Genomic DNA, 23,690 nt, shown 5'->3' on the forward strand with positions numbered 1-23,690 from the left:
GTTATCAATATCAACACCGGTTAAAGCTCCACACCCAGTGCGCTGTCGCGCCTCTGCGATGACTTGTCACCACCGCAGAGTATTAGGTAGCCGCCCTCGGCACGGCGCGTGTAGTACACGCGATAGCAGGGAACGGTAAAGATCGGTATCTCAGATATGCCATCGCCAACGGACCCACAGTCTCAACACGCTGTTTCATTTGATCAAATATGCAAATACGCCAGCGTCCCCAACACCACGGCAACCCCGGCCGCGCCATACGCCACCTTTTTCAGCCACTCTTTACGCGTCAGTAACGTGATCGCCGCCAGCGAGATGGCGATCTGAATCGCAGTCATCGCCTGCGCCCAGCGGTGGTGCTGATGCAGCGCGACTTCTGATTTTTCATCCCACGCCGTCACTTCTTCTTCGAGCTGTTCAGCTTTCTTGCGGACCACTTCTTTTTCAGCTTTGTAGCGTTCAGCTTCAGCGGTGTAATGCGCCGCGTCGACGCCGGGGATGTGCGTCGCCAGTTCCGACAGGTTTTGGCGGCTGGATTTGGCCTGGTAGTAATTCCACTGATTGGAGGCTTCGGTTTTCTTAATGGCGGCGTTGTTTTTGTCCATTGCCGCTTCGCTTTCCGTCGACCCGGCCTGATAACTGAGCAGGGCACCTATCGTTGCCATGATCGCTGTCATTACCGCGATTTTTCCGGCGAAGTTATCCCCGCGCGCCTGAGCATGCTCGGTCGCGTGTTCCAAATGGTGCTCATGCGGGCTCGGGACTTCGAAGTTTTCAGACATGGGGAGTGATCTATGGAGGGGTGGAGACGCGGAGTGTAATCCAGTCTGTGTAAAACTATCGCAGGCTGATCGCCTTTGGTCTTATTCGCACACTGTATGATGCGTGAACTGCAGCGCGGGTCGGGAGCATTGTCATGAATTTCGAAAGACTCGTTGCGCACTTGCAAGCGCACATTCCCGGATTATTGGCGGTTTACATTTTTGGCAGCCAAGTTACCGACCATGCCACTGCGCAGAGCGACTTGGATGTGGCGGTGCTTTTGGCTGGCAAGCTCGACCCAATGCGGTTATGGGAAATGTCGGGAGAGCTGGCTGATATCGCCGGGATCCCGGTCGATTTGCTAGACATGCGAGCCGCGTCGACGATTATGCAATATCAAGTGATTACCACCGGCTTACGGGTCTGGGGCGATGACGTGCAAGTGGGGCTTTTCGAATGCTTTGTATTGAGCGAAAAAACTGAATTGGATACCGCTCGGGCTGGATTGCTCGCGGATATTCAAAAGGACGGAAGCATCTATGGCCGATAATGTGCTGATCAACAAGGCTGCAACGATTGAGCGCTGCGTCGCTCGAGCTCGGGAGGAGTACGACAAAGACCCCGCCAGCTTTGCGACCGACTTTACTCGACAGGACGCCGCGATCCTGAATATTCAACGCGCATGCGAAGCCGCGATGGACATGGGCCAGCATTTGGTGCGTCGCGAACGGCTGGGTATTCCGCAAAGTTCGCGCGATGTGTTTGAGTTGTTGTCTCGTAGCGGATGGGTGGACACGGTGTTGGTGTCTGGGCTTAAAAATATGGTCGGCTTCCGCAATATTGCCGTGCACGAATACCAAACCCTTCAGTTGCCCATTACCGTCGCGATCATCACGAAGCACCTTGGCGACTTTTTGGCCTTCAGCGCCTACATTCTGCGCAAAGATGCGGATCCGGCAAAAAAGCCCGTCTAATCACTGATATGCCGCAACACCCCCAGCGCGAGTAAGATAGCCCCCGCGATATCGTCTTACGATCCTCGCTGAGTCGGGTTGAATAGAGAACTGTCGAGCTGCGCCCCCAAGTTCCGACTGCCCGCCTCGGTTTCACCAAGAAATTTCAGAGTAAACGAAAAAAGGCGAACACTGAAAATGACCAAATCCTCGCGTCCTTTATACATTTCCTACGCTGGCCCTTCGCTGTTGGAGATGCCCCTGCTGAACAAGGGCAGCGCCTTCACGCCGCAAGAGCGCGTCGAGTTCAACCTCATCGGCCTGCTGCCACAAAACGTGGAAACCATCGAAGAACAAGTCGAACGGGTCTTTAGCCAATACAACCAATGCGCTAGCGACCTGGATAAGCACATCTACCTGCGTTCGATTCAGGACAACAATGAAACGTTGTTCTTCCGCCTGCTCGACTCGCACCTCGATGAAATGCTGCCGATCATCTACACCCCGACGGTCGGTCAGGCGTGTCAGGAATTCTCGAAGATTTACCGTACCCACCGTGGGTTGTTCATCTCGTATCCAGAACGCGACCGCATTGATGACATTCTGCGCAGCGCGACCAAAGATCAGATCAAGATTATCGTGGTCACTGACAGCGAGCGCATCCTTGGCCTGGGTGACCAAGGCATTGGCGGCATGGGTATTCCCATAGGCAAACTGTCGCTTTACACCGCGTGCGGCGGTATCAGCCCCGCTTACACCTTGCCGATCGTGCTAGATGTCGGCACCAATAATCAGGGATTGCTTGACGACCCGATGTACATGGGCTGGCGCAATAAGCGTGTAACGGGTCAGGAATACTACGATTTCGTTGCGTTGTTCATCGACGCCGTACAACGTCGCTGGCCTGAAGTGTTGTTGCAGTTCGAAGACTTCGCCCAGCCCAACGCCATGCCGTTGCTTGAGAAGTACCGCGACGAGCTGTGCTGTTTCAACGACGACATTCAAGGCACGGCTTCGGTAGCCGTCGGCACCTTGCTCGCAGCCTGCAAAGCCAAGAACGAAACCCTGGGTCAACAAGTGGTGGTGTTCGTTGGCGCAGGTTCGGCAGGTTGTGGTATTGCCGAACACATCATTGCGGCGATGACGATCGAAGGGCTGAGCGAGAGCGAAGCACGTAAGCGCATCTTCATGGTCGATCGCCACGGTTTGCTGACAGACAAGATGGACGGTCTGTTGGACTTCCAGTCGCGTCTGGCACAGAAAACCGCAGATGTAACGAGCTGGGGCGCTGAAGGCTTCCCGACCTTGCTGGATGTTGTCAGTCACGCCAATGCCACCGTGATGATCGGTGTTTCGGGGCAGCGCGGTCTGTTCACAGAACAAGTGGTTCGTGAAATGCACAAGCATTGCGCCAAGCCATTGATCATGCCGATGTCCAATCCGACATCGAAAGTCGAAGCCACCCCGGAAGAAATCCTGCGCTGGACCGACGGCAATGCATTGGTTGCTACCGGCAGTCCGTTCGCACCGGTGGAGTTCAACGGCCGCACGATTCACATCGCGCAGTGCAACAACTCCTACATTTTCCCAGGCATCGGTTTGGGCGTGATCGCCAGCAAAGCATCGCGCATCACCGATAAAATGCTGATGGCCGCATCTAACGCATTGGCAGAGTGCTCGCCGATGGTCACCGGTTCGGGAGACGCAGTATTGCCGCCGTTGACGGACATTCAAGCGGTTAGCCGCAAAATCGCATTGGCCGTCGCCAAAGAGGCTCAGGCTGAAGGCCTGGCGCTGGAAACCTCGGAAGAGATGTTGCTGGCAGCGATCGAGCGTAATTTCTGGATGCCTAACTACCGTACCTATCGTCGTCGTTCGGTCTGATCATCTTCTGATCTAACCGGCTTCGATTAAGAAGGCCGCCGCACGGCAACGTGCAGCGGCCTTTCTTTTTGCGCAAAAACACCTTATAGCTTGCCCCGGATAACAATAAAAAATCAGCGGGGAATTCATGCAAGCAACGGCTGAGCTCTACGATTATGTGATTGTCGGCGCCGGACCGGCCGGTTGTTTACTGGCCAATCGACTGTCACAAAACCCTGCTCATCGGGTGCTGTTGCTCGAAGCGGGCGGGCAAGACAATTACCACTGGATTCACATTCCTGTGGGATACCTCTACTGCATCGGCAATCCACGGACTGACTGGTGCTTCAAAACCGAGGCCGAACCAGGCCTGAACGGGCGCGCGCTGAATTATCCCCGAGGGCGAGTGCTGGGCGGCTGTTCCTCAATCAACGGCATGATCTACATGCGCGGCCAAGCCCGCGATTACGATGAGTGGGCAGCCCAGGGCAATACCGGTTGGGATTGGGATGCCGTTTTGCCGCAGTTCAAACGCTCGGAAAACCACTATGCCGGCAATTCGGATATGCACAGCGCAGACGGCGAATGGCGCGTGGAGCAGCAGCGTTTGTCGTGGGGCATTCTCGATGCATTTCGCGATGCTGCTGCCGAGACCGGAATTGCGTCAGTCGAGGATTTCAACGGTGGCGACAATGAGGGTTGTAGCTACTTTCAAGTCAATCAACGACGCGGTGTGCGCTGGAATGCGTCGAAAGCGTTTTTGCGGCCGGTTGCCCAGCGTAAAAATCTGACAGTGCTGACCGGGGTTGAAGCGTCGCGCATCGAACTTGAAAACGGTCGCGCCAGTGCTGTGATCGCGCGGGTTGAGCAACGAGAAGAACAGTTTCGCGCGCGCCGGGAAATTATTCTGTGCTGCGGGGCAATTGGCTCGCCCGCGTTGTTGCAACGTTCCGGGGTTGGGCCACAGCCGTTGCTGGAAAAACTCGGCATCGGCGTGCGCCACGAGTTATCGGGTGTGGGCAGCAATCTGCAAGATCACTTGCAGTTGCGCTTGATCTACAAAATCAGCAACGCCAAGACGCTCAACCAGATGGTAGGCAGCCTCTGGGGCAAGATGAACATGGGCTTGCGGTACGCGATCAATCGAAGCGGTCCGCTGGCCATGGCGCCGAGCCAATTGGGCGCTTTTGCGCGTTCGGGCCCCGAACAGTTGTCGGCCAACCTTGAATACCACGTGCAGCCATTATCCCTGGAGCGCTTCGGCGAACCGCTGCATACGTTCGCCGCGTTTACTGCCTCAGTGTGCAACCTTCGTCCACAAAGTCGCGGTACGGTAGAAATTCGTTCTGCACGGATGGAAGATGCGCCGTCGATTAGACCGAATTACCTCAGTCATGACGAAGACCTGAGGATCGCTGCCGACGCCATCCGCCTGACCCGACGCATCGCGGCAGCCCCGGCGTTGGCCCGCTTTCAACCGGTGGAGTATTTACCCGGCGTGAGCCTGCAAAGCGAGGACGAGTTGCGCCAGGCCGCACGCAGTATTGGTACAACGATTTTCCATCCGGTCGGCACCTGCAAAATGGGGCAGGGCAGTGATGCGGTGGTGGATGAGCGTTTACGCGTGCACGGTATTGCGGGTTTAAGGGTGGTAGACGCATCAATCATGCCGAACATCGTCTCGGGGAACACTTGCTCGCCGACCTTGATGATTGCGGAAAAGGCCGCTGAAATGATCGTGGCCGATTGCGAAACTATGTACCAGCTTGATGTTTAACAAACCCATCAATCACGGTCTGCCCAAGGATATCCATGGCGCGTTTAAGATTGCCCACCTGATGGGGGTGAACTAACCAGATGTCCAGGCTAAGGGAGAAACTCTTGACCTCAACCACTGTGAGGTCGCTGTAAGAACGGCTCTGGCGCAGTACGTTTTTAGGGATTAACCCCAATCCCAAACCCGCGGCGACCATCCTCAATTGCATCTCGGTGCCGTGGGTATCAACGCTCAATCTAATGGTTTTCCCTGTGTCACCGATGGCACGCTCCAGCGCCGCACGATAACCACAGCCTTCAGGGTTTAAGATCCACGGCTGGCTGGCGAGAGCTTCAACCTCGCAAAGACGATCTATCAATGGCTTGTGTTTGCTTTGCACCACCAGCACTTCAAGAGTGGAGATGAATCGCCCGGTCACCCCTTCAGGAAGGCGGCTGGGGGAGGCCAGCATTAATGTCGCGGCATCGAGGGTGCCGTTATCAATCTGCAACTGAAGCTCGGAACTCCAATCGGTATGAAGCTGCACTTCCAGTTCGGGAAATTGCGCTTTCATTTTCATGACCACCTCGAACATCACCACGTCCGCCACCACTTGCGTAAACCCCAAGCGAAATGGGCCACTGGGGGCGGCTCCCTCGCGTGGCACGTCCAGTAGATGCTCGGCATCGCGCAATAGGACAACCGCGTGCTGATATATCCGTTGAGCCAAGGCGGTGGCTTTCGGCGGGCGACTGGTGCGATCAAACAGATTGGCGTCAAGAGATGCTTCTAAATGCTGAATCCGGCGCGACACCGCCGACTGCGTGAGGCAGAGCGCCTGGGCGGCGCGGGTTAGCGAATTGTGGTCAATCACCGAAACGAATGCTTTCAAGTTTTCAAATAGCATGCGTATTCCTCATAATTAGCGGAATAATTATGCGCTTGTAGAGAGCCGTCGGCGAGATTAGATTTGGCGCTTGAATAAAGCACCTCTCTTACTGCCCATGACTTGAAGGCCCACCATGCCATTAGCCAGAATTGATTTAGCCGCAGATACATCGCCTGAAATTGTTAAAGCAATCGGCGATGTGGTGTACGAGGCCATGACCGAAACCGCCCATGTCCCAGAACACGATAAGTTTCAAATCGTGAACCGGCACGCCGCAGATGAACTGGTGTATCCCCACGCCGGTTACTTGGGGGTGACCTACACCTCGGGCATCGTATTTATCCAGGTGACATGGAATAGCGGACGCAGCGTTGAGGTCAAAAAGGCATTTTACAAAGCCGTTGCGCAGGGTATTCACGAGAAAACCGGCATTCGCAAAGAAGACGTATGGATCAGCTTGGTCGAGGTCAACCGTGAAGACTGGTCGTTCGGCGGCGGCGAGATGCAGTACGCGCCTAAGTAACGCCGGCTCGCAGCCATCGCGGCGGCGTTGCAAGAGCCGCCGCATTCAAAAAAGGACCCTTTATGAAATTCACCAACATCCAGACCTCCGACGGCCAGTGCGTGCCGGTCATGGTCGACGCGCCTCCGCGGTTTCTGAAATCGGGGGACAGCCGTGCATATCGAAATCGAGGGCATTGGTACGCTAGAAAATAAAATCGCGATGTAGCGGTGACTGGGTAGGAAGCCGTTTTACAGAAAAGTAAGTATCGCGTAGATAGGTTAGCGTTTTTTTCACAAAAAATTGATGCACAGCTAATTAAGGTTTGTCACTTGGAGAAGTATTAACTCGGTCATTCTAACGGGCTCTTACTTCATTAAACGGTACCTTAAAGCAGAGTGTCATGCTGAACGTTAAAGCTTTAGGCTCTGAACCTGACCACAGCAAGCGTGCGCCACCGCACGGCTTCTACGGACGCCTTGCACACTGGCGTGACGAACAGTTGGCTCGACGAGCGCTGAAAGTCGCGGGGGAGCCGGGATTGGTGCTCGACTTGCCCAGTGGCGCAGGTCGTTTTTGGTCGGTTTTGACCGAACACAGCAACCGGGTCGTTTTGGCTGCTGACCATTCGCCGGAAATGCTCGCCTTGGGGGAGGCTAGTTCTTCAGCTGAAAAGCTTAAACGGATCAAAACATTCCAGACCTCTCCACTCTCCATTGAGTTGTCTGCAAACGCAGTGGATTGCATTTTTTGCATGCGCTTGTTCCACCACCTCGCCGACCGGGATCATCGTGCGGTTATCTTGCGAGAGTTCCACCGCGTTACCCGCGACACTGTGATCATTGCGTTGTGGGTCGATGGCAACATCAAATCATGGCGACGTAAGCGCCTGGAGCGGGCTCGTGCGTCTGTTGAGCCTGAAGTGATGCGGATGAATCGCTTCGTGGTGAATCGTTCGCAAATAGAGAGTGAGTTTGCTGCTGCTGGATTTCAAATCCTTGGCCATCACGATGTATTACCTGGTTACGCCATGTGGCGAGTTTATGTGTTGCAAAAAGCCTGATACTTAACTCGATGACCGGTTTTCTGTCCGGCGTATAGCAGGAAGTTGCTCAAGACTTGCAGTGTGAATGCCCGGTTATCGATGATGCGATATATACTGCGCGCCATTCTTCAAGGGAGAGCCGTGTGGCCATTGATATTCACTGGATTCGTGACGACGCTAGCCTCGCCCGACATTGCGTCGAATGGCAGACCTTGCCATTTGTCGCCCTCGATACCGAATTCATGCGGGTCGACACTTTTTATCCCATCGCCGCGTTGTTGCAGATTGGAGATGGTGCTCGTGCCTTCCTGATCGATCCGCTGCTGATCAGTAATTGGGCGCCGCTGTCGGCACTGCTGGAAAACCCCAACGTCATCAAGGTTGTCCACGCCTGCAGTGAAGACCTCGAAGTTTTATTGCGTTTGACCGGCAGTTTGCCCGCGCCATTATTTGACACACAGCTAGCTGCCGCGTACCTCAATCTCGGTTTTTCAATGGGTTATTCGCGTCTGGTTCAGGAAGTGCTTGGGATCGACCTGCCCAAGGGCGAAACCCGCTCTGATTGGCTGCAGCGCCCTCTGACCGAAACACAAATTAGTTACGCCGCTGAAGATGCCGTGCACCTGGCCGAGGTTTACAGCATTCTGCTACCGAAACTAACTACAGATAAACACGCTTGGTTGCTCGACGACGGCGCTGAACTGGTTGCCAACCTTCGGCGTGAAGTCGACCCGTATGACGTGTACCGTGATGCCAAGCTGGCTTGGAAGTTATCCCGCGCACAGTTGGCGGTGTTGCGAGAATTATGTGCTTGGCGCGAGCGTGAGGCGAGATCCCGTAACCTGCCACGTAACCGCGTGGTCCGAGAGCACTCACTCTGGCCGTTGGCCAAGACCCAGCCGGACAACCTCTCTGCGCTGGCGAAAATCGAAGAAATTCACCCTAAAACCGTGCGCCAGGACGGTGAGTTTTTGATCGACTTGATCAAGACGTCTGCCTGCCTGCCGCCAGAGCAATGGCCAAGCGCGCTGCCCGAACCATTGCCCATCGAGGCGTCCGCTGTGTTGAAGACATTGCGCTTGATCGGTCAGCAGTACGCCGAGCAATTGAACATGGCTCCTGAACTCATGTTGCGTAAAAAGACCCTCGAAGCCTTGCTGAAAAGCGGCTACCCCGACGGTCCCTATAAATTGCCAGAATCGCTGCGTGGCTGGCGTCGCGAACTCATGGGCCAAGCGTTGCTTGACAGCCTGGCCGCTGCTGGAGAACAGTCTTGAAACGTATTTGCTCTATATATAAAAGTCCGCGAAAAAACGAGATGTATTTGTATGTCCTTAAAAGCGACGCACTCAAGAAAGTGCCCGCAGATCTGCTGATCGCTTTTGGGCCGCCGATGCATACTTTCGACCTGGTGCTCAGCCCTGAACGCAAGCTGTCCCGCGAGGACATTGATCAAGTGCTCAATAACCTTGATACGCAGGGTTATCACCTGCAAATGCCTCCGGCGGAGGATGAGTACATCGAGCATCTACCTGAAGAGCTGCTGCGCCGTAACGACCCCCTGTAAGCGGCGCTGGGCCAGAGCGCCGAAACACCTTGCGCGTCTGAAGTTTTTTGAGTGCGCCCAGCAACGGGATTATTCCTGTTGGCGGTGCATGATTTGTTTTTATAGGTTTTGAGCCATGCGCGTTCTGATTGCTGAACACGATTACCCGGTTTACACCCAACTGCTGCGCCAATGGGCACCCGATATTGAAGTCATGAGCACTGGCGATGGTGCCGAGCTCTCCCGGATGGCCGAACAATGTCCGGTCTGGCTGGGCGCGCCCGACCTCTTGGCCACCTTGCTGCGGCAAGGGCATACCCCGCAATGGTTGCAATCGACTTGGGCCGGTATCACGCCGTTACTCGCTGAAGGTTTGCCGCAAGCGTACCGACTCACCCGTGCGGTGGGCATCTTCGGCCAAGTGATGGCGGAGTTTGTGCTGACCTATATGCTGGGTCATGAACGTGAGGTACTGGCGCGACTGGTCAGCCAGGTCGAGCGAAAATGGGACAGCCGCTTGAGCCACAGCCTGTCGGGGCGCAAAGCATTAATTGTTGGCGCGGGCGATATTGGCCTTAGCGTTGCGCATTTTTTGCTGCCGTTCGGCGTTGAGTTGTACGGTATTGCATCTACGTCGCGAACCCAATCACCTTTCATCGAAGTGGGCGGTTTGGCTGATTTAGAACGTCTGGTAGGCGAAGTCGATTACGTTATCAACTTGCTGCCTAATACACCTGAAACCCAAGACCTGTATGACGCGAAGCTGTTTGCGAAATTCAAGCCCAGTGGTTTGTTCATCAACGTAGGACGTGGGGTGGCGGTGGTCGATGCTGATTTGGTTGAGGCGCTTAAGGACGGGCATTTGGCCGGCGCGGTCATCGATGTCTGTCGTCAGGAGCCGTTGCCGCAGCGTCATCCGTTTTGGACCGCGTGGGGCTTGTTGTTGACCGGGCACAGCTCGGCACCGACCTCCCCGGCAGCAATGGTGCGGTTGTTTCTCGAAAACGTGAAAGCGTTTGAAGCGGGAGAGACTTTGCGCGGCGAAGTGGATTTTTCTCGCGGTTATTGAACGATTGTCTCCGTCGTCGGGATCTGCTCTGGCGAGCTCAAGGCAGATCCCGATTCTCATTACAGGCTGAAATTGCCTTTCGCTGCCAGTTCTGACACCAACCGGCGAGGGCTTGGGCTTTCCGAGCCTGGAGGTACTCAGCCAAGGTCGATTTGTCGCCGAGCTTGCCAACCGTTTAGGCTGGCCTGCAACGCCAGGTATCCCCACGCCGAACCGGTGTCGAAGGTATGCCACAACGCTGGGCCTTCTTCGGTGGCGCCCGGTGCAGTGAGAGGGGCCTAGGCCGGAAGGCAGCGTCGAATTGGCTCATAAAGTTACGTTGCGGTTGCCGATATAACAAGTCCGCCCTTACCGACAGTCGCAAGCGCTTGGCCCACGTCTCGCGTGCCACTAGACTGGCGGCCTTTTCACTCTTTAATGCTGATTGCCCAACCCATGGCCGCTAAAGTCGAACCCTTCTGGAAACGCAAAACCCTCGAACAACTCGATCAGGACGAGTGGGAGTCCCTGTGTGATGGCTGTGGCCTTTGCTGTCTGCAAAAACTTGAGGATGAAGACGATAACAGCGTTTACTACACGCGCATCGCTTGCAAGTTGCTGGACCTTAAAACCTGTCAATGCACTGATTACAGCAACCGTAGAGCGACGGTGCCCGATTGCATTCAGCTAACACCTGGGCAAGCCGACGAATTCAAATGGCTGCCGCCCACCTGCGGCTACCGTTTGGTCAGTGAAGGCAAAGACCTACCGCTTTGGCACCACTTGGTGTGCGGCGATCGTGACGCCGTGCACAGGGAGCGCATTTCTCAATCCGGACGCATGCTCAGCGAAAACAGCGTGTCTGAAGACGACTGGGAAGAGCACCTGATATTTCGCGCTGGTTGACAAAGCCTGATTTTACGAGGAGCAGTAAATCTGTGCGTCTTTCGCTACCGTTATCACTGATGTTGATGCTGGTTGCCGGCCCCGTATGGGCCGCGAAAAAAGTCGATTTGGACTATCACGTTAAATTGCTGCCCGGCAGTGATCAGGCGCAAGTGAGTCTGACACTCGCGCAAGGTTCTGCGGTGCGCAGCTTCGACTTCGATTTAGGAAATCAGGGCGTTTACAGTGATTTCAAGGCGGACGGCGAGTGGCAAGCTCAGAGTGGTCGGGGTATCTGGCATCCCGCGAGCGGTAAGGCCAGCCTGACCTATCGGGTGCGTATCAGCCATGCGCATGGTTCGGCCTTAACGTCTCAATCCAAGGCGATCAACTACGATACGCGCATGACTGCTAAATGGGCGTTAATGCGCGGCGAAGACCTGGTACCCCGCGCGCGACTGGATCAGCAGGACGGCGTCGAGTTGGTCTCACGCCTGGAGTTTGAATTGCCGGTGGGCTGGAAGAGCGTCGAAACACCATGGCCACGCATCGGCAAAAATAGATTTCGCATCGACAATGTTTCACGGCTGTTTGATCGCCCGACCGGCTGGATGTTAGCGGGTACCCTGGGCAGCCGTCGCACGCGCCTTGGTGATACTGAGGTGACCGTAACGGCGCCACAGGGGCAGGGCCTGCACCGCATGGACGTGCTGACACTGTTGACTTTTGTCTGGCCCCAAATGCAGGCAGTATTCGCCCGCAATCCGCAGAAATTGTTGGTAGTGGCCGCCGCCGATCAGATGGCACATGGTGCGGTTTCGGCTAACGATTCGATCTACCTCAATAGCAATCGGCCTGTGGTCAGCGAAACTGGCGCCAGCCCGCTGCTGCGAGAATTGGTTCATGTGTTTAATCGGCTTAGCAGCAGTCACCACAGCGAATGGATTAGCGAGGGCATCGCCGAGTATTACGCCATTGAAGTGATGCGACGTGCCGGAGGCATGAGCGATGAGCGTTACCAGAATGTCCAACTGGGCCTGGCTAAAGCAAGTGCCAATGTCACGACCTTGCGCGGCGACCGGATAGATACGGCCACCGCAGCCCGGGCTGTGCTGTTATTGCGTGAATTAGACGAAGAAATCCGTCAACAGACCCACAATGAAAAATCTTTGGATGATGTGTGCCGTGCCTTGATGCGCCTCAATACGGTCAGCACCAAAATATTCATCCAACTCAGCGAAAGCGTCATAGGCGAGCCCTCTAAAGTGCTGGCGAGCAAGCTGTTGCAATAGCAACGCGATCTGTCGTGTGAAATACCGCGTTGCGCCTCCGGCTCATATACCCGTAACGGGGCTTTTGAGTGAGTCATTGCCGGTCACTGTCGCGGTTTCGGTGGCGATCTCTGCTTTGGTCTTCAATTGCCCCAACTCTGCGCCGACTCGCTCTATACGCGCACGGACCTTGTTCATTTCGTCGCGATTCTTTTCAACAAGGTTTTTTGCACCGCAATAACCGGTTATCCCGCGGGCCAGTACTGCTCCGCCAATCGCTAATTCAATCAGGCCAAAAAAGCCGCCACGGCGCAGACCTTTGCCGACCATCAACATGCCACCGGCCAACGAACCAGCGCGCTCCAAACCATGGACGTTTTGTTGGGGATGGGTCTGGAACGGGGTCGAGTCTATGGGTTCAACAACGAGAATATCGCTCATGTGTGTTCTCCGTGATGAGATGAGTACGTTCCTTAAGCTGACTGCCCACGTACAAAACTGTTCAATCACAAGCGCCGTCACTGGTCGCCAAGCGGGTTCCAAACTTCGGACCAGAACGGGTGTTGTTGCCTTTGGCCATACGGTCATACAGCACGACGTTGACCGTTGCGGCCAGGTTCATACAGCCGTTGGTGGGGACGTAAATAACGTCTTCGCACCAATCACGGATGCTTTTATCCAGCGAGCCGTCTTCCGGGCCGAAGATATAGATAGCACGGTCAGGGTGGGTGTATTCAGGCAGCGAACGCGCGCCTTCGACCAGTTCCACGGCCACAGGTACGCAGCCCAAAGGAAGAATCTTTTTCAAGTCATCAATGCCGATCAGCGGAATATCCTGATGGACTTTCTTGGTGTCGGTGATGAAGTCACGAGCTCGCTCATAACGGGTGCCGGTGTAAAACACTGACGCTACGCCATAACAGCCAGCCGCGCGCATGACCGAGCCGACGTTCTCCGGCGACTTGGGGTTATATAAACCAATGCAGCTGTACCGTTGATTTGCCACGTGCCGGTGCTCTTAAAGGAAGGGCAGCGATTATACGGCACATTGGGAACCAGGACGCCGGGCGCTGAGTGATGGGTTATTCGTCTTTCTTCATTAATCCAGCCAAGGCGGCAAATGGATTGTGCATCGCCTTGGCGATCTTGGGGCTGCTAGTCGAGCCTTCCGAGAAGTACTGTTGATCGGTATAACGTGAGTGCTCATTATCGTGGCAGTACAAACACAACAGCTCCCAATTGGAGCCGTCCTGCGGGTTATGGTCGTGGTTATGATCGCGGTGATGGACGGTTAATTCGCTCAATCGCTTACCGGCGAACTCTCGGGCGCAACGGCCGCAAACGTGGGGGTACATTTTCAGCGCCTTGTCGCGATAACCCATCTCACGGTCACGCTGGGCGTCGGCCAAAATGCGGTCCAGTTTGGCGGTGTGGGAGGGTGGGTTTGCCGTGCTCATGATGTCACCTGTTCAAGTATGCACCTGCGTGCATGTTCTTTAATGGGTCTAAGTCTAGCGCTTTGCGACGCAGTCAGCCTTCCAGTTTTGATGCTGATAATCACTACGTGGCGTCGGCATGGCAATAATAGGTGTGAAGCTACGGCATGAACGCTGCCAGGCCACGTGTTTGAAAAGTCGTGTTTTGGGGGTTAATAAAACTAACAAAGGTCTGCACCGCGCGATTTTCGCTCTATGCGACCGATACGTTTATGGCAAACTTTGGCTCTGAGTCAGCTTGGCTCATACGATTGAGATCAGAGGTTGCCATGCAAACACTTACGATTAACGGGGTTCCGCATGAAGTGGACGTCCCTGCCCAGATGCCTTTGCTTTGGGTTTTGCGTGATGTGCTAGGGATGACGGGCACCAAGTACGGTTGTGGTATTGCCCAATGCGGCGTTTGCACGGTTCACCTTGATGGTCGGGCGGTACGCTCATGTGTATTGCCGGTCAGTGCTGCGGTAGGCCATGCCGTGACCACCATCGAAGCCGTCGAATTGATTCCGGTCGGCCAGCAGGTACAAAAAGCCTGGCTCGAGCATGAGGTGGTTCAGTGCGGTTATTGCCAATCGGGGCAGATCATGTCAGCGGTGGCGTTACTGCAAGCCAACCCTCACGCAGATGATGAGCAGATTGTCACGGCTATGGCCGGAAATCTTTGCCGCTGCGCGACCTATACGCGAATTCTCGCCGCCGTTAAAAGCGTCAGCCAAGCCTGAGGAATCGATAATGTCCAAAGTAAATCGACCTGCCTCGACGGTCTCGCGCCGTGGCTTGCTCAAAGGCGGTGCGCTCTCGCTGGGTGGGCTGGTCATCAGCACTTGGCTGCCGCCGTTGATGGCGCGCAGTGCTGCCGCTCAGGCCACCGATGCAGCACGCCTGGGTGATAACGCGGGCAAAGGCTACGGCGCTTTCGTGCGTGTTGGTCACGATGGCCGGGTTACCGTTATTTCGCCAAAAATCGAGATGGGCCAAGGCATCCATACCGGTATCTCGATGATGGTGGCCGAAGAGCTTGAGGTTGGGCTGGACAAAATCGACCTTGAAGAAGCTCCGCCTGACGCCGCGTTGTACACCGACACGGTCTTGCAGTTTCAGGCCACCGGAGGCTCGTCCTCAACCCGCTACACTTGGGAGCCTCTGCGTCGCGCGGGTGCGAGCGCACGTATTTTGCTGGTGCAGGCTGCGGCGATGCGCTGGAATGTTGCGCCGAGCCTGTGCCGCGCCGAAAACGGTCGAGTCATGGGTCCGAACGGACAGACCGCCGATTATGGCGATTTGGTCGACGCCGCGTCCGCACTGCCGCTGCCGCAGAGTGTACCGCTCAAAGCTGTCAGTGATTTCAAGTTGTTAGGCACCCCGGCGCGGCGCGTCGACACCCCGGACAAGGTCAATGGCAAAGCGCTGTTCACCATCGACCTGCAACGTCCTGACATGTCTATCGCTTCAACCCTGACTTGCCCAGTATTTGGTGGCACTCTGCGCAATGTCGATGACAGCGCGGCGCGAAAGGTACCGGGTGTGCGCGATGTCATTCGCCTGAGTAACGCGGTTGCGGTGACTGGCAGCAATTTTTGGGCGTGCCAACAAGGTCTTAAAGCGCTGGTGATCGATTGGGATCTGGGCGAAAACGCAACATTCGATTCCGCCCGGTTGGACAAAGCATTGCTTGACGCCAGCGCGAAGGATGGCGTCGTTGCCAAGCGCACAGGCGATATCGAAAGCACCTTGAAGTCTGCGCCTCATCACTTCGAAGCCGTTTACGAGCAGCCCTTTCTCTCCCATTCGCCGTTGGAACCGATGACCTGCGTCGCCCATGTGCGCGCCGATGCATGTGAGTTGTGGGTTGGTTGTCAGGCACCAGGTTTCGCCCAGGCCGGTGCTGCCAAGATCAGCGGTATGCCACTTGAAAAAGTCATTATCCACAACCAGTTAATTGGCGGTGCGTTTGGCCGTCGTTTGGAATCGGACTTCATTTTTCAAGCCGTAGATATCGCCCGCCAGCTGAGCTACCCGATCAAGTTGATCTGGAGCCGTGAAGAGGACATGACCCACGACCGTTATCGTCCGCATTACGTTGACCGCATAAATGCCGCGTTGGGATCGGATATGCGCCCCATAGGGTGGGAGCATCGCATTGCCGGCGCCTCGGTCATCGCCGCTTATCTCGGAAAATTACCCGCCAGTGGGGTTGACGCCGACGCGGTCGAAGTCGCTATCGACCCGCTTTATGAGCTTGCTCATTTGCAGGTGCGCTACATCCAAGAAGAGCCGAAAACCATTCCGGTGTCTTGGTGGCGGGGTGTCGGCCCGCTACGTAGCACCTATGCGGTTGAGTGCTTTATCGACGAATTGGCCCATAACGCCAAGGCTGACCCAATTGAGTATCGAATGGGTTTGATGCAAGGCCAGCCGCGTGCGCAGGCCGTGCTGAAACAGGTAGCCGAACTCGCCGACTGGAAGACCCCGCTGCCCGCCGGACAAGGGCGTGGGGTGGCGGTCAGTGCGGTGTTTGGCAGCTTCATCGCTACGGTTGTGGAGCTTGAAATGCAAGGCGAACATGGGTTTCGGATCAAGCGCCTGACGTCGGTCATCGATTGTGGCTTTGTCACCAATCCGACTTCGGTCTTGGCCCAAGTTGAAGGCGGCACTTTGTTTGGCCTGTCGGCGGCACTGTTTAACGAGATCCTCATTGAAAAGGGGCAGGTGGTGCAAAACAACTTTAACCAGTATCGGCAGATTCGCATTAGCGACGCGCCACCGGTCCAAGTGCGCTTGATAAAAAGCCTCGAAAGTCCCGGAGGCGTCGGTGAAACGGGCGCCGTTCCCGCTGCGCCAGCGTTGATGAACGCGCTGTATGCAGCCTCGCAAGTTCGAGTGCGACGCTTGCCCTTGAGCCGCGCCGGCTATTTCACCGTCTGAGGAGCTGCCATGAACGTTGTTAATTATGCGTTTGCTTTCGTGGCAGCCGGGTTGGCGTTTTCTGCCAACGCTGCCGATTCTGCATTGATCAGCAAAGGCGAATACCTTACTCGCGCCGCCGATTGTGTGGCGTGCCACGTGGTGCCAGGCGGTAAACCCTTCGCAGGCGGCCTTGGTTTTAAATTGCCCTTCGGAACGTTGTACTCACCCAATATCACACCCGACAAGGAAACCGGGATTGGTAATTGGACAGACGACGAGTTCGTCAGTGCGTTACAGCAGGGCGTTGGCAAGGATGGGGAGCACTACTATCCGGCTTTCCCATACACGTCCTACACGTTGATGCCTCGTGAAGATATCTTGGCCATCAAGGCGTACTTGTTCAGCTTGGCCCCCGTCCATCAACCGACTCAGGAAAACGACCTGTCGTTTCCGTTCAATCAGCGTTGGGGCATGTTCTTCTGGAACATGGTGTTTAACGCCAATGAGCGCTTCACGCCCGATGCCAAACAATCGGCAGAGTGGAATCGCGGTGCTTATTTGGTCCAAGGACCGGGACACTGCGGTGAATGCCACTCGCCCCGCAATCTGTTCCAGGCCGTAAGTTCCAGCCACTCGCTGGCCGGCAATCTACTGGGCAATTGGCAGGCTTACAACATCAGTTCGGACGTAAAAAGAGGTATTGGCGCCTGGCCCAATGAAGCGCTAATCAGCTACATGGCGCAAGGTTATGCACCTGGTTATGGCGGTGCAGGCGGTCCGATGGCGGATGTGGTCGAGCACAGCTTGCAGTACCTGAGCCCAGCGGATTTGAAAGCGATAGCGGTTTACCTCAAATCTACAACGGCCAGAGCGGAAGGCGTGGCGCGTCCAGCGATTGCGATCAAGGCGGCGTCGATGGACAGCAGTCACGGTCTGGGCCAGAAGATTTTCAGTGACGCGTGCTCGGCTTGCCACCGTTTAGACGGAACTGGAAATCAGACCCCTGTCGCAACCCTGTCAGGACTCAAAACAGTCAATGACCCTGCTGGCACTAACTTGGTCGCGACATTGTTAAGCGGGCATAACCCTACTAAATCGTCTGTCGATCAAAAAATGCCGGATTTTGCACGGGCCTACAGCGACGTCGAGCTGGCGGCAGTCAGCACTTATGTATTGCGCCGTTTCGGGCAAAACGATGCGCAGATCAAGCCGGCGGATGTAGCAAAAAGCAGGGAAAGCGCCTTGCACTGATGGCTTAAACGCCTGGGATACCGGTTTTCCGGTAGACCAGGCAAGCGGTTTAACCTTTGAGTTTTTCCGCAATCCAAATGGTGTGCCGCGTGCCTTTGTTCCCATGGGCAAAAACTTGCACTTCTTCGGCTTTGAAACCGGCTTTGCGTAGCTTGTCGGAAAACTTCGCATCAGCACTGGCCGACCAAACGGCGAGTATCCCTTTGGGACGTAACGCGTGGGCGCACGCACTTAGACCCCCGGACGAATACAGCCAGCTGTTGGCTTTTTGCGTCAGGCCTTCCGGGCCGTTATCGACGTCAAGCATGATGGCGTCGAAGCCGTTGGGTTCGCGCTTCAGTACCTGTGCAACATCCTCAATGACGATTTTTGCCCGAGGGTCGAGGAGGGGGTTTCCGGCTTTTTCACCCAGCGCTCCGCGATTCCACTCGACCACGCCCGGAACCAATTCTGCCACTACCACTTCCGAGTTTTTGCCTAAATGCTTAAGCGCGGATGCCAAGGTAAAACCCATGCCTAGGCCGCCGATCAGCACGCGAGGGAGTACGCGGTGCGTGACTTTTTTGCAGGGAATTTCTGCCAGGGCGTCCTCAGAGCCGTGCATGCGGGTGTTCATCAACTGGCCACCATCGCCGCCCTGAATCTTGATAACAAAATCCTCGCCGTACTCAAACAGGCATAAGGCACCGCCGTTATCGGGAATCGGAGTGGTGTCGAGTAGAACGAAACGTTTCATGGAGAACTCATCGAAAGGGTGATATTTCAGAGGGCAACTTTGTCGCGCAAGGAGTAGCCTGAGCCGGACTAAAATAAGGCAGACATCGGAGGCCATACATGAAGGGTTCTATTCTAACGGCGATTGTCCTGATGACGCTCTCGGTAACTGCTATTGGTGCAGATAATCTGCAAACAGCCCCTGGTGTACCTGAGCTTGGCTCGCCTGGCACCGCTACACCGACACCCTATCCGCAAGTCGCGCCGCCGAGCGTTCCCCGCACCGGCAGTAATGAGGGTAATCCACCGCTGTTGCCGAAAATAGATATTCCGGGGCCACCCAGAGACCAACCTTTGCCGGGGCTACAAGACGACGTATCCAGCAACTCGGAAAAAGTTGGCCCGCCCAAGAGCCCTTAACGATCACTCCTGATGCGAAACCAATTGCCCGTCCGCCACGCGCAGCCGCCGGGACAGTGCGACGGCGATCGAACGGATTATTTTTGCGGCGGTCTTCGGAGCTTCATTTAACATCTTGTCCAGCGAGTCTTTGCCCAGATTTATTTTGAAGAAAAGGACAAACTGCGCTGGCGCGCGGCGAACGAGTAGGCGCTTACAGGAATTTAAATACTATTCTAAACGGCCTAATACCTTGAACAAAAAGGCATATTCCAGCGCCACATCGCGCAGGCCTTGATAGCGCCCGCTCATACCGCCATGCCCGGCGTCCAGCTCCGTTTTCAACAGCAGCAGGTTGTCATCCGTCTTTGTTGCACGCAGTTTAGCTACCCACTTGGCCGCTTCCCAATACTGCACACGGCTATCGTTATAGCCGGCAATCACTAGGGTTGCTGGATAACATTGAGCGCGGATATTTTCATACGGTGCGTAGCCCTTGATGCGTGCGTACACGTCTGCATCTTGAGGATTACCCCATTCGTCGTACTCAGTAACGGTCAGCGGCAGATCGGGATCCAGCATGGTGTTGAGCACATCGACAAATGGTACTTCCGCGATGGCCGCTTTAAATAATTCAGGGCGTTGGTTGAGGACGGCCCCGATCAACAACCCGCCGGCGCTGCCACCGCTAATCATCAATTGTTCAGCACTTGTAAGGCCGTTGTCGATCAGGTGTTCAGCACAGGCAATGAAGTCGCCGAAGGTGTTTTGTTTGTGTTCCTGCTTGCCGCCGCGGTACCACGCTTCGCCTAACTCGCCACCGCCACGCACATGCGCGATGGCAAACGCGATGCCACGATCCAGCAGGCTCAAGCGTGAATGAGAAAACCACGGATCAAGGCTTTCGCCGTATGCGCCATACCCGTAAAGGTACAGCGGCGTCGCCTGATCGAGTAATTCGCGTTTGACAACCAGGCTGATCGGCACTTGCGTACCATCGTCTGCCGTCGCCCATAAACGTTTGCTGACGTAGGCCTCGGGGTCGAACGGACCGAGCACCGGGGTTTCTTTGAGCACCAATTGCTCGCCGCTGGCCAGGGTCAACTGACGGACCTGCGACGGACGGTTGAGCGATTGGTAGCGCAGGCGAATCTTGCCGCTGGTGAACTCCAGCGTGTCCTGCACGTGCAAACTGTAGGCCGCGTCGGGCAATTGCACGCGATAAGCAGGCTGATTTTGTGGGTGTACTTCGATAATCGGTAACCCGCCTTCGCGCAGGCTCAAGGTCACGCCTTGAGCGTTCAAGCTAACGCCCTCAAGCATCACCGTGTTGCTGTGAGCCACAACGGTTTTCCACTGGTCGCGGGACGGCACGCCGCTGATTTGCTCTGCGGCTTGATATAAGGCGAAGTTGATACCGTCCTGATTGCTACGAATCAGCCACACCCAAACACCATCAATTTGTCCATGGTCCGGAGAATAATCGTGCCCCTCGACGCGGGGTGCGAGGCACACAAATGCATGATCCGGTTTTTCCGCGTCCAGCACCCAGGCCTCGCTCGTGGTTTTGCTGTTAAGCGAAAGCACCAATTGCCGTTGCGAACTGCTGCGGTAACAGTGCAGAAAAAAGCGACCGTCTGGCTCGTTGAAGACTAAATCGGCCGAATTGCTGCCCAAGCGATGACGATATAGCTTGTGTGGACGATGAGTTTCGTCCAGTTCGCCGAAGAACAGCGTCTGGCTGTCGTTGGCCCACGTCATGCTGCCATCGCAATCTTCGAAGGGCAGGCTTGTCACCTGACCAGTGCTCAACTCTTTAACAAACAGCTGATACACCTCTTCGCCGCTGGTATCGAGGCTGTAGGCCAACCGTTGATGATCGGGGCTGATGCTGAACGTGCCCAACGAAAAAAAGCCACCGGCGGCCAACACATTAGGGTCCAGCAGCAAAGCTTGCTGGCCCTCATCGATGTTCAGTGAATCGTCGGCAGGGCGTGGGCATCGGTAATGGCGTGCGTATTCATCACCTTGGACGGTGCGGGTGTAATAAAGGAAGGGCCCCCAGGGCGAGGGCAGCGACAGATCGGTTTCAAGAATGCGCGCCTTGATTTCCTGGAACAGCGATTCGCGCAAGGCTTCCTGGTCAGCAAGTTCGGCCTGTTGGTAATCGTTTTCCGCCTTGAGGTAATCGAGTACCTCTTCGGTGTCGCGATTTTGCAGCCAAGCATAGGGATCGTCGCCCTGGTCCTTGCGAGCAATCGGTGAGTTGGAGCGATTAATGGATGAAGACATGCTGAGCTCTCTATAAGGACAATCGGCCCCGGAAAACGCGGGAAGGCCAAGGCTTGGCCGGTTCTTACCTTGACGACAGCGATTACTGACGTCAGGGAAGCCGGGATAACGAAAAGCCGTTATCATAAGCGCCTCTTTGCCTGGCTTACCATGAACGTCATGAACGAGAACGACTACCTGATCGCCTGGGGCTTTTACGCTTTCGCTGCAGTTGGCTGCCTTTTGGTAGTGTTCAAGATGACCGGTTGGATGTGGCGCTTTTTACGCGAACCTCTGCGCGTACTGGTTGCGGTGCTGTTGTTCAGCCCCACCATCGTTGATCCGGTGAAAGAACAGTTTGCGCCTGCCGTTGCAATCACGGCGTTGGACCTAGCGTTCAAGGTTGGCACAAATATTTGGCGCGCTGTCTCGGATTTGGCCATGTACGCCATCATCGCCGCAGGTCTTTATATCATTTACATACTGATTCGCTGGCCCATAGAAAGGCGCCGCCGGGCCAGCCAGCCTAAGGCTCCCACCGCAAACGCAGCTTCTTTGCCGACCGATGACGAACCTTTTGCTGCTGTCGACGATGACCGATTCGCTCGCAAACCCGCAGCACCTCCCAGCGCAAGCAGCCGTGTACGGGTTGAGCCGCGCCTGTAGATATCGCTTCGTTGGCACCGCGCCTGACCGCCTCAGGCGCACCCCGCAGTGCTAAACGTATTGAAGCGAGAGTGAGCATGTGTGAACTATTAGGCATGAGCGCCAACGTCCCAACCGATATCGTGTTCAGCTTCACCGGGCTGATGCAGCGCGGCGGCCGAACCGGTCCGCATCGAGACGGTTGGGGCATCGCCTTTTACGAAGGCCGTGGTTTGCGTCTGTTTCAAGACCCAGCCGCCAGCAGCGAATCGCAAGTTGCGCAACTGGTGCAGCGTTATCCGATCAAAAGTGAAGTCGTGATTGGCCATATTCGCCAGGCCAATGTCGGCAAGGTCTGCTTGGCCAATACCCATCCGTTTGCCCGTGAGTTGTGGGGCCGCAATTGGTGCTTCGCGCACAACGGTCAGTTGGCGGACTTCAAACCTCGCGCTACTTTCTATCGACCGGTGGGCGATACCGACAGCGAAGCGGCGTTCTGCGACCTGCTCAATCGGGTGCGTGAGGCGTTCCCGGAACCGGTCGAGATCGAACAGTTGCTTCCCTCGCTGGTCGACGCTTGTGCTGACTACCGCAACAAAGGCGTATTCAATTGCCTGCTCAGCGACGGTGATTGGTTATTCTGTTTCTGCTCCACCAAACTGGCTCATATTACCCGCCGGGCACCCTTCGGTCCGGCGCGATTGAAAGACGTCGATGTGATCGTCGATTTCCAGGCTGAAACTACCGCCAACGACGTTGTCACAGTTATGGCGACTGAACCGCTGACCGAGAATGAAACCTGGACGCGGTATGAGCCGGGAGAGTGGAATTTATGGCGTCGCGGTGAACGCGTAGCCCACGGCAAAGCCTGAAGGAGAAGGACCTATGCTGCGAAGCTATCTGCGATTAGTGCTGTTCACTGCGGGCTTGTTGATGGGGGTGCAAATCCCGGGTTTTATCAGCGACTATACCAAGCGTGTCGAAGCGCACCTGATCGAGGCGCAACAAGGCCTCAAGGGTTACACAGACACGGCACAGCACTTTTTCAACGGTGATCTACAGGCGTTAGTTGCGCACTATCGTGCCAGCGATGACCCGGTCTTTCGCAGTGATGCCGACAGTCTTAATCAATTGTTAATGCGCAATCAGGCACTAGATCAAGAGTGGCAGGCGATGCAAGCCCCGTGGTACGCCCGTGCGTGGCATGTGGCGACATCTGCCAACCCGGACATTCGTCGGGAAACGTTTAAAGCTTATACCTACCAGGTGCTATTGGTCCCGGAAGTGATTGCCTGGGGTATCGTTTGCGCTTTACTGCTGGCTCTGGTCGTAGAAAGCTTCTTCTTGCTGATCGGCTGGGTGATCTTCGGCGGACGGCGCAAAACGCCGGTGCTGGAGCGGGATAGGTAGAGTGCAATCTAACCCGCTGTAGGCGTCAACTGTTGGCGAGGCAGGCAACGCGGTATATCCAAATAGCTGCAGCGCTG

Annotated in this window: 25 protein-coding genes and 2 pseudogenes; 18 read left to right on the top strand and 9 right to left on the bottom strand. The window is 55.6% G+C overall.

Annotated features, from left to right (window positions below):
* Positions 1–203: 203 nt before the first annotated feature.
* Entirely contained in the window at positions 204–782 is a 579-nt protein-coding gene (locus tag QN378_RS18055; protein ID WP_323547313.1) for a DUF4337 domain-containing protein, read from the bottom strand.
* A gap of 134 nt (positions 783–916) precedes the next feature.
* Here QN378_RS18055 and mntA point away from each other — a divergent pair, with 134 nt between their 5' ends.
* The 4 genes from mntA (at position 917) to QN378_RS18075 (ending at position 5,355) form a co-directional block, all read left to right on the top strand.
* Positions 917–1,312 (top strand): type VII toxin-antitoxin system MntA family adenylyltransferase antitoxin, encoded by a 396-nt coding sequence (gene mntA / locus QN378_RS18060; protein ID WP_322168164.1) that lies wholly within the window; start codon positions 917–919, stop codon positions 1,310–1,312.
* Complete coding sequence (hepT, locus tag QN378_RS18065) at positions 1,302–1,736, top strand: type VII toxin-antitoxin system HepT family RNase toxin (protein ID WP_322204806.1); 435 nt, start codon at positions 1,302–1,304, stop codon at positions 1,734–1,736. The genes mntA and hepT overlap by 11 nt, the downstream gene beginning before the upstream one ends.
* 177 nt (positions 1,737–1,913) lie before the next feature.
* Complete coding sequence (locus QN378_RS18070; RefSeq protein WP_323547309.1) at positions 1,914–3,599, top strand: NAD-dependent malic enzyme; 1,686 nt, start codon at positions 1,914–1,916, stop codon at positions 3,597–3,599.
* 127 nt (positions 3,600–3,726) lie between these two features.
* A complete protein-coding gene (locus tag QN378_RS18075) occupies positions 3,727–5,355 on the top strand; it encodes a GMC family oxidoreductase (RefSeq protein WP_323547307.1) in 1,629 nt (542 codons plus the stop codon).
* Here the strand turns inward: QN378_RS18075 and QN378_RS18080 are convergent.
* Positions 5,333–6,241, bottom strand: coding sequence for a LysR family transcriptional regulator (locus QN378_RS18080; protein ID WP_323547305.1), 909 nt, complete (start codon positions 6,239–6,241; stop codon positions 5,333–5,335). The two genes, QN378_RS18075 and QN378_RS18080, sit on opposite strands and share 23 nt — an antisense overlap.
* Positions 6,242–6,356: 115 nt before the next feature.
* Between QN378_RS18080 and QN378_RS18085 the strand changes: the two genes are divergently transcribed.
* The 5 genes from QN378_RS18085 (at position 6,357) to QN378_RS18105 (ending at position 10,385) form a co-directional block, all read left to right on the top strand.
* Complete coding sequence (locus QN378_RS18085) at positions 6,357–6,746, top strand: tautomerase family protein (protein WP_323547303.1); 390 nt, start codon at positions 6,357–6,359, stop codon at positions 6,744–6,746.
* Between the two features lie 382 nt (positions 6,747–7,128).
* Complete coding sequence (locus tag QN378_RS18090) at positions 7,129–7,788, top strand: class I SAM-dependent methyltransferase (protein ID WP_323547302.1); 660 nt, start codon at positions 7,129–7,131, stop codon at positions 7,786–7,788.
* Between the two features lie 125 nt (positions 7,789–7,913).
* A complete protein-coding gene (gene rnd / locus QN378_RS18095) occupies positions 7,914–9,047 on the top strand; it encodes a ribonuclease D (protein WP_323547300.1) in 1,134 nt (377 codons plus the stop codon).
* Positions 9,044–9,337 (top strand): YcgL domain-containing protein, encoded by a 294-nt coding sequence (locus QN378_RS18100; RefSeq protein WP_322204799.1) that lies wholly within the window; start codon positions 9,044–9,046, stop codon positions 9,335–9,337. Before rnd ends, QN378_RS18100 begins: the two co-directional genes overlap by 4 nt.
* 115 nt (positions 9,338–9,452) lie before the next feature.
* On the top strand, positions 9,453–10,385 hold the full coding sequence (locus QN378_RS18105; RefSeq protein WP_322204798.1) for a D-2-hydroxyacid dehydrogenase: 933 nt from the start codon (positions 9,453–9,455) through the stop codon (positions 10,383–10,385).
* 59 nt (positions 10,386–10,444) lie between these two features.
* Here QN378_RS18105 and QN378_RS18110 read toward each other — a convergent pair.
* A pseudogene (locus QN378_RS18110) lies at positions 10,445–10,654 on the bottom strand (nitroreductase family protein); the annotation flags it as partial.
* 166 nt (positions 10,655–10,820) lie between these two features.
* On the opposite strand from QN378_RS18110, the gene QN378_RS18115 reads away from it, so the two are divergent.
* Complete coding sequence (locus QN378_RS18115) at positions 10,821–11,270, top strand: YcgN family cysteine cluster protein (protein ID WP_322204797.1); 450 nt, start codon at positions 10,821–10,823, stop codon at positions 11,268–11,270.
* Between the two features lie 59 nt (positions 11,271–11,329).
* Positions 11,330–12,541: a hypothetical protein gene (locus QN378_RS18120; protein ID WP_323547333.1), complete on the top strand. Its 1,212-nt coding sequence runs from the start codon at positions 11,330–11,332 to the stop codon at positions 12,539–12,541.
* 42 nt (positions 12,542–12,583) lie between these two features.
* Here QN378_RS18120 and QN378_RS18125 read toward each other — a convergent pair whose 3' ends face one another.
* The 3 genes from QN378_RS18125 to QN378_RS18135 form a co-directional block, all read right to left on the bottom strand.
* On the bottom strand, positions 12,584–12,961 hold the full coding sequence (locus tag QN378_RS18125) for a DUF2892 domain-containing protein (RefSeq protein WP_322204796.1): 378 nt from the start codon (positions 12,959–12,961) through the stop codon (positions 12,584–12,586).
* A gap of 61 nt (positions 12,962–13,022) precedes the next feature.
* Positions 13,023–13,526, bottom strand: a complete 504-nt coding sequence (locus QN378_RS18130) for an RNA methyltransferase (RefSeq protein ID WP_322204795.1) — start codon at positions 13,524–13,526, stop codon at positions 13,023–13,025.
* Between the two features lie 76 nt (positions 13,527–13,602).
* Positions 13,603–13,977 carry a YajD family HNH nuclease gene (locus tag QN378_RS18135; RefSeq protein ID WP_322204794.1) on the bottom strand — a complete coding sequence of 125 codons (375 nt, stop codon included), beginning with the start codon at positions 13,975–13,977 and terminating at the stop codon, positions 13,603–13,605.
* A 308-nt stretch (positions 13,978–14,285) separates the two neighbouring features.
* Here QN378_RS18135 and QN378_RS18140 point away from each other — a divergent pair, with 308 nt between their 5' ends.
* Genes QN378_RS18140 through QN378_RS18150 form a run of 3 tightly spaced genes read left to right on the top strand, consistent with a single transcriptional unit; the run spans position 14,286 to position 18,174 of the window.
* Positions 14,286–14,738 carry a (2Fe-2S)-binding protein gene (locus QN378_RS18140; protein WP_322204793.1) on the top strand — a complete coding sequence of 151 codons (453 nt, stop codon included), beginning with the start codon at positions 14,286–14,288 and terminating at the stop codon, positions 14,736–14,738.
* Positions 14,739–14,748: 10 nt separating this feature from the next.
* Positions 14,749–16,941, top strand: coding sequence for a xanthine dehydrogenase family protein molybdopterin-binding subunit (locus QN378_RS18145; protein ID WP_323547297.1), 2,193 nt, complete (start codon positions 14,749–14,751; stop codon positions 16,939–16,941).
* Between the two features lie 9 nt (positions 16,942–16,950).
* Complete coding sequence (locus QN378_RS18150) at positions 16,951–18,174, top strand: cytochrome c (protein ID WP_322204791.1); 1,224 nt, start codon at positions 16,951–16,953, stop codon at positions 18,172–18,174.
* 49 nt (positions 18,175–18,223) lie between these two features.
* Here QN378_RS18150 and QN378_RS18155 read toward each other — a convergent pair whose 3' ends face one another.
* Entirely contained in the window at positions 18,224–18,910 is a 687-nt protein-coding gene (locus tag QN378_RS18155) for an MnmC family methyltransferase (protein WP_322204790.1), read from the bottom strand.
* 98 nt (positions 18,911–19,008) lie between these two features.
* Here QN378_RS18155 and QN378_RS18160 point away from each other — a divergent pair, with 98 nt between their 5' ends.
* Positions 19,009–19,308 (top strand): hypothetical protein, encoded by a 300-nt coding sequence (locus QN378_RS18160; RefSeq protein ID WP_322204789.1) that lies wholly within the window; start codon positions 19,009–19,011, stop codon positions 19,306–19,308.
* Between the two features lie 3 nt (positions 19,309–19,311).
* Here QN378_RS18160 and QN378_RS18165 read toward each other — a convergent pair.
* Positions 19,312–19,452, bottom strand: a pseudogene (locus tag QN378_RS18165) (cyclic nucleotide-binding domain-containing protein); the annotation flags it as partial.
* Between the two features lie 66 nt (positions 19,453–19,518).
* On the bottom strand, positions 19,519–21,579 hold the full coding sequence (locus tag QN378_RS18170) for a S9 family peptidase (RefSeq protein WP_323547295.1): 2,061 nt from the start codon (positions 21,577–21,579) through the stop codon (positions 19,519–19,521).
* Positions 21,580–21,729: 150 nt separating this feature from the next.
* Here QN378_RS18170 and QN378_RS18175 point away from each other — a divergent pair, with 150 nt between their 5' ends.
* From QN378_RS18175 to QN378_RS18185, 3 genes are all read left to right on the top strand, one after another.
* A complete protein-coding gene (locus QN378_RS18175; protein ID WP_322204787.1) occupies positions 21,730–22,224 on the top strand; it encodes an MFS transporter in 495 nt (164 codons plus the stop codon).
* Positions 22,225–22,301: 77 nt separating this feature from the next.
* Positions 22,302–23,075, top strand: a complete 774-nt coding sequence (locus QN378_RS18180; RefSeq protein ID WP_322204786.1) for a class II glutamine amidotransferase — start codon at positions 22,302–22,304, stop codon at positions 23,073–23,075.
* Between the two features lie 13 nt (positions 23,076–23,088).
* Positions 23,089–23,613, top strand: coding sequence for a DUF2937 family protein (locus QN378_RS18185; protein ID WP_322204785.1), 525 nt, complete (start codon positions 23,089–23,091; stop codon positions 23,611–23,613).
* Positions 23,614–23,690: the final 77 nt, after the last annotated feature.

This window comes from Pseudomonas sp. 10S5 (assembly GCF_035019745.1).
Lineage (GTDB): Bacteria > Pseudomonadota > Gammaproteobacteria > Pseudomonadales > Pseudomonadaceae > Aquipseudomonas.

Excerpts from the sequence above, each read along its gene's own strand:
- QN378_RS18075 (WP_323547307.1), top strand. The coding sequence starts at position 3,727 with ATGCAAGCAACGGCTGAGCTCTACGATTATGTGATTGTCGGCGCCGGA.
- QN378_RS18090 (WP_323547302.1), top strand. The coding sequence starts at position 7,129 with ATGCTGAACGTTAAAGCTTTAGGCTCTGAACCTGACCACAGCAAGCGT.
- QN378_RS18180 (WP_322204786.1), top strand. The coding sequence starts at position 22,302 with ATGTGTGAACTATTAGGCATGAGCGCCAACGTCCCAACCGATATCGTG.
- QN378_RS18145 (WP_323547297.1), top strand. The coding sequence starts at position 14,749 with ATGTCCAAAGTAAATCGACCTGCCTCGACGGTCTCGCGCCGTGGCTTG.
- QN378_RS18105 (WP_322204798.1), top strand. The coding sequence starts at position 9,453 with ATGCGCGTTCTGATTGCTGAACACGATTACCCGGTTTACACCCAACTG.
- QN378_RS18085 (WP_323547303.1), top strand. The coding sequence starts at position 6,357 with ATGCCATTAGCCAGAATTGATTTAGCCGCAGATACATCGCCTGAAATT.
- hepT (WP_322204806.1), top strand. The coding sequence starts at position 1,302 with ATGGCCGATAATGTGCTGATCAACAAGGCTGCAACGATTGAGCGCTGC.
- QN378_RS18155 (WP_322204790.1), bottom strand. The coding sequence starts at position 18,910 with ATGAAACGTTTCGTTCTACTCGACACCACTCCGATTCCCGATAACGGC.
- QN378_RS18135 (WP_322204794.1), bottom strand. The coding sequence starts at position 13,977 with ATGAGCACGGCAAACCCACCCTCCCACACCGCCAAACTGGACCGCATT.
- QN378_RS18150 (WP_322204791.1), top strand. The coding sequence starts at position 16,951 with ATGAACGTTGTTAATTATGCGTTTGCTTTCGTGGCAGCCGGGTTGGCG.
- QN378_RS18170 (WP_323547295.1), bottom strand. The coding sequence starts at position 21,579 with ATGTCTTCATCCATTAATCGCTCCAACTCACCGATTGCTCGCAAGGAC.
- QN378_RS18070 (WP_323547309.1), top strand. The coding sequence starts at position 1,914 with ATGACCAAATCCTCGCGTCCTTTATACATTTCCTACGCTGGCCCTTCG.
- mntA (WP_322168164.1), top strand. The coding sequence starts at position 917 with ATGAATTTCGAAAGACTCGTTGCGCACTTGCAAGCGCACATTCCCGGA.
- QN378_RS18120 (WP_323547333.1), top strand. The coding sequence starts at position 11,330 with ATGTTGATGCTGGTTGCCGGCCCCGTATGGGCCGCGAAAAAAGTCGAT.
- QN378_RS18175 (WP_322204787.1), top strand. The coding sequence starts at position 21,730 with ATGAACGTCATGAACGAGAACGACTACCTGATCGCCTGGGGCTTTTAC.
- QN378_RS18185 (WP_322204785.1), top strand. The coding sequence starts at position 23,089 with ATGCTGCGAAGCTATCTGCGATTAGTGCTGTTCACTGCGGGCTTGTTG.
- QN378_RS18125 (WP_322204796.1), bottom strand. The coding sequence starts at position 12,961 with ATGAGCGATATTCTCGTTGTTGAACCCATAGACTCGACCCCGTTCCAG.
- QN378_RS18160 (WP_322204789.1), top strand. The coding sequence starts at position 19,009 with ATGAAGGGTTCTATTCTAACGGCGATTGTCCTGATGACGCTCTCGGTA.
- QN378_RS18140 (WP_322204793.1), top strand. The coding sequence starts at position 14,286 with ATGCAAACACTTACGATTAACGGGGTTCCGCATGAAGTGGACGTCCCT.
- QN378_RS18055 (WP_323547313.1), bottom strand. The coding sequence starts at position 782 with ATGTCTGAAAACTTCGAAGTCCCGAGCCCGCATGAGCACCATTTGGAA.
- QN378_RS18080 (WP_323547305.1), bottom strand. The coding sequence starts at position 6,241 with ATGCTATTTGAAAACTTGAAAGCATTCGTTTCGGTGATTGACCACAAT.
- QN378_RS18115 (WP_322204797.1), top strand. The coding sequence starts at position 10,821 with ATGGCCGCTAAAGTCGAACCCTTCTGGAAACGCAAAACCCTCGAACAA.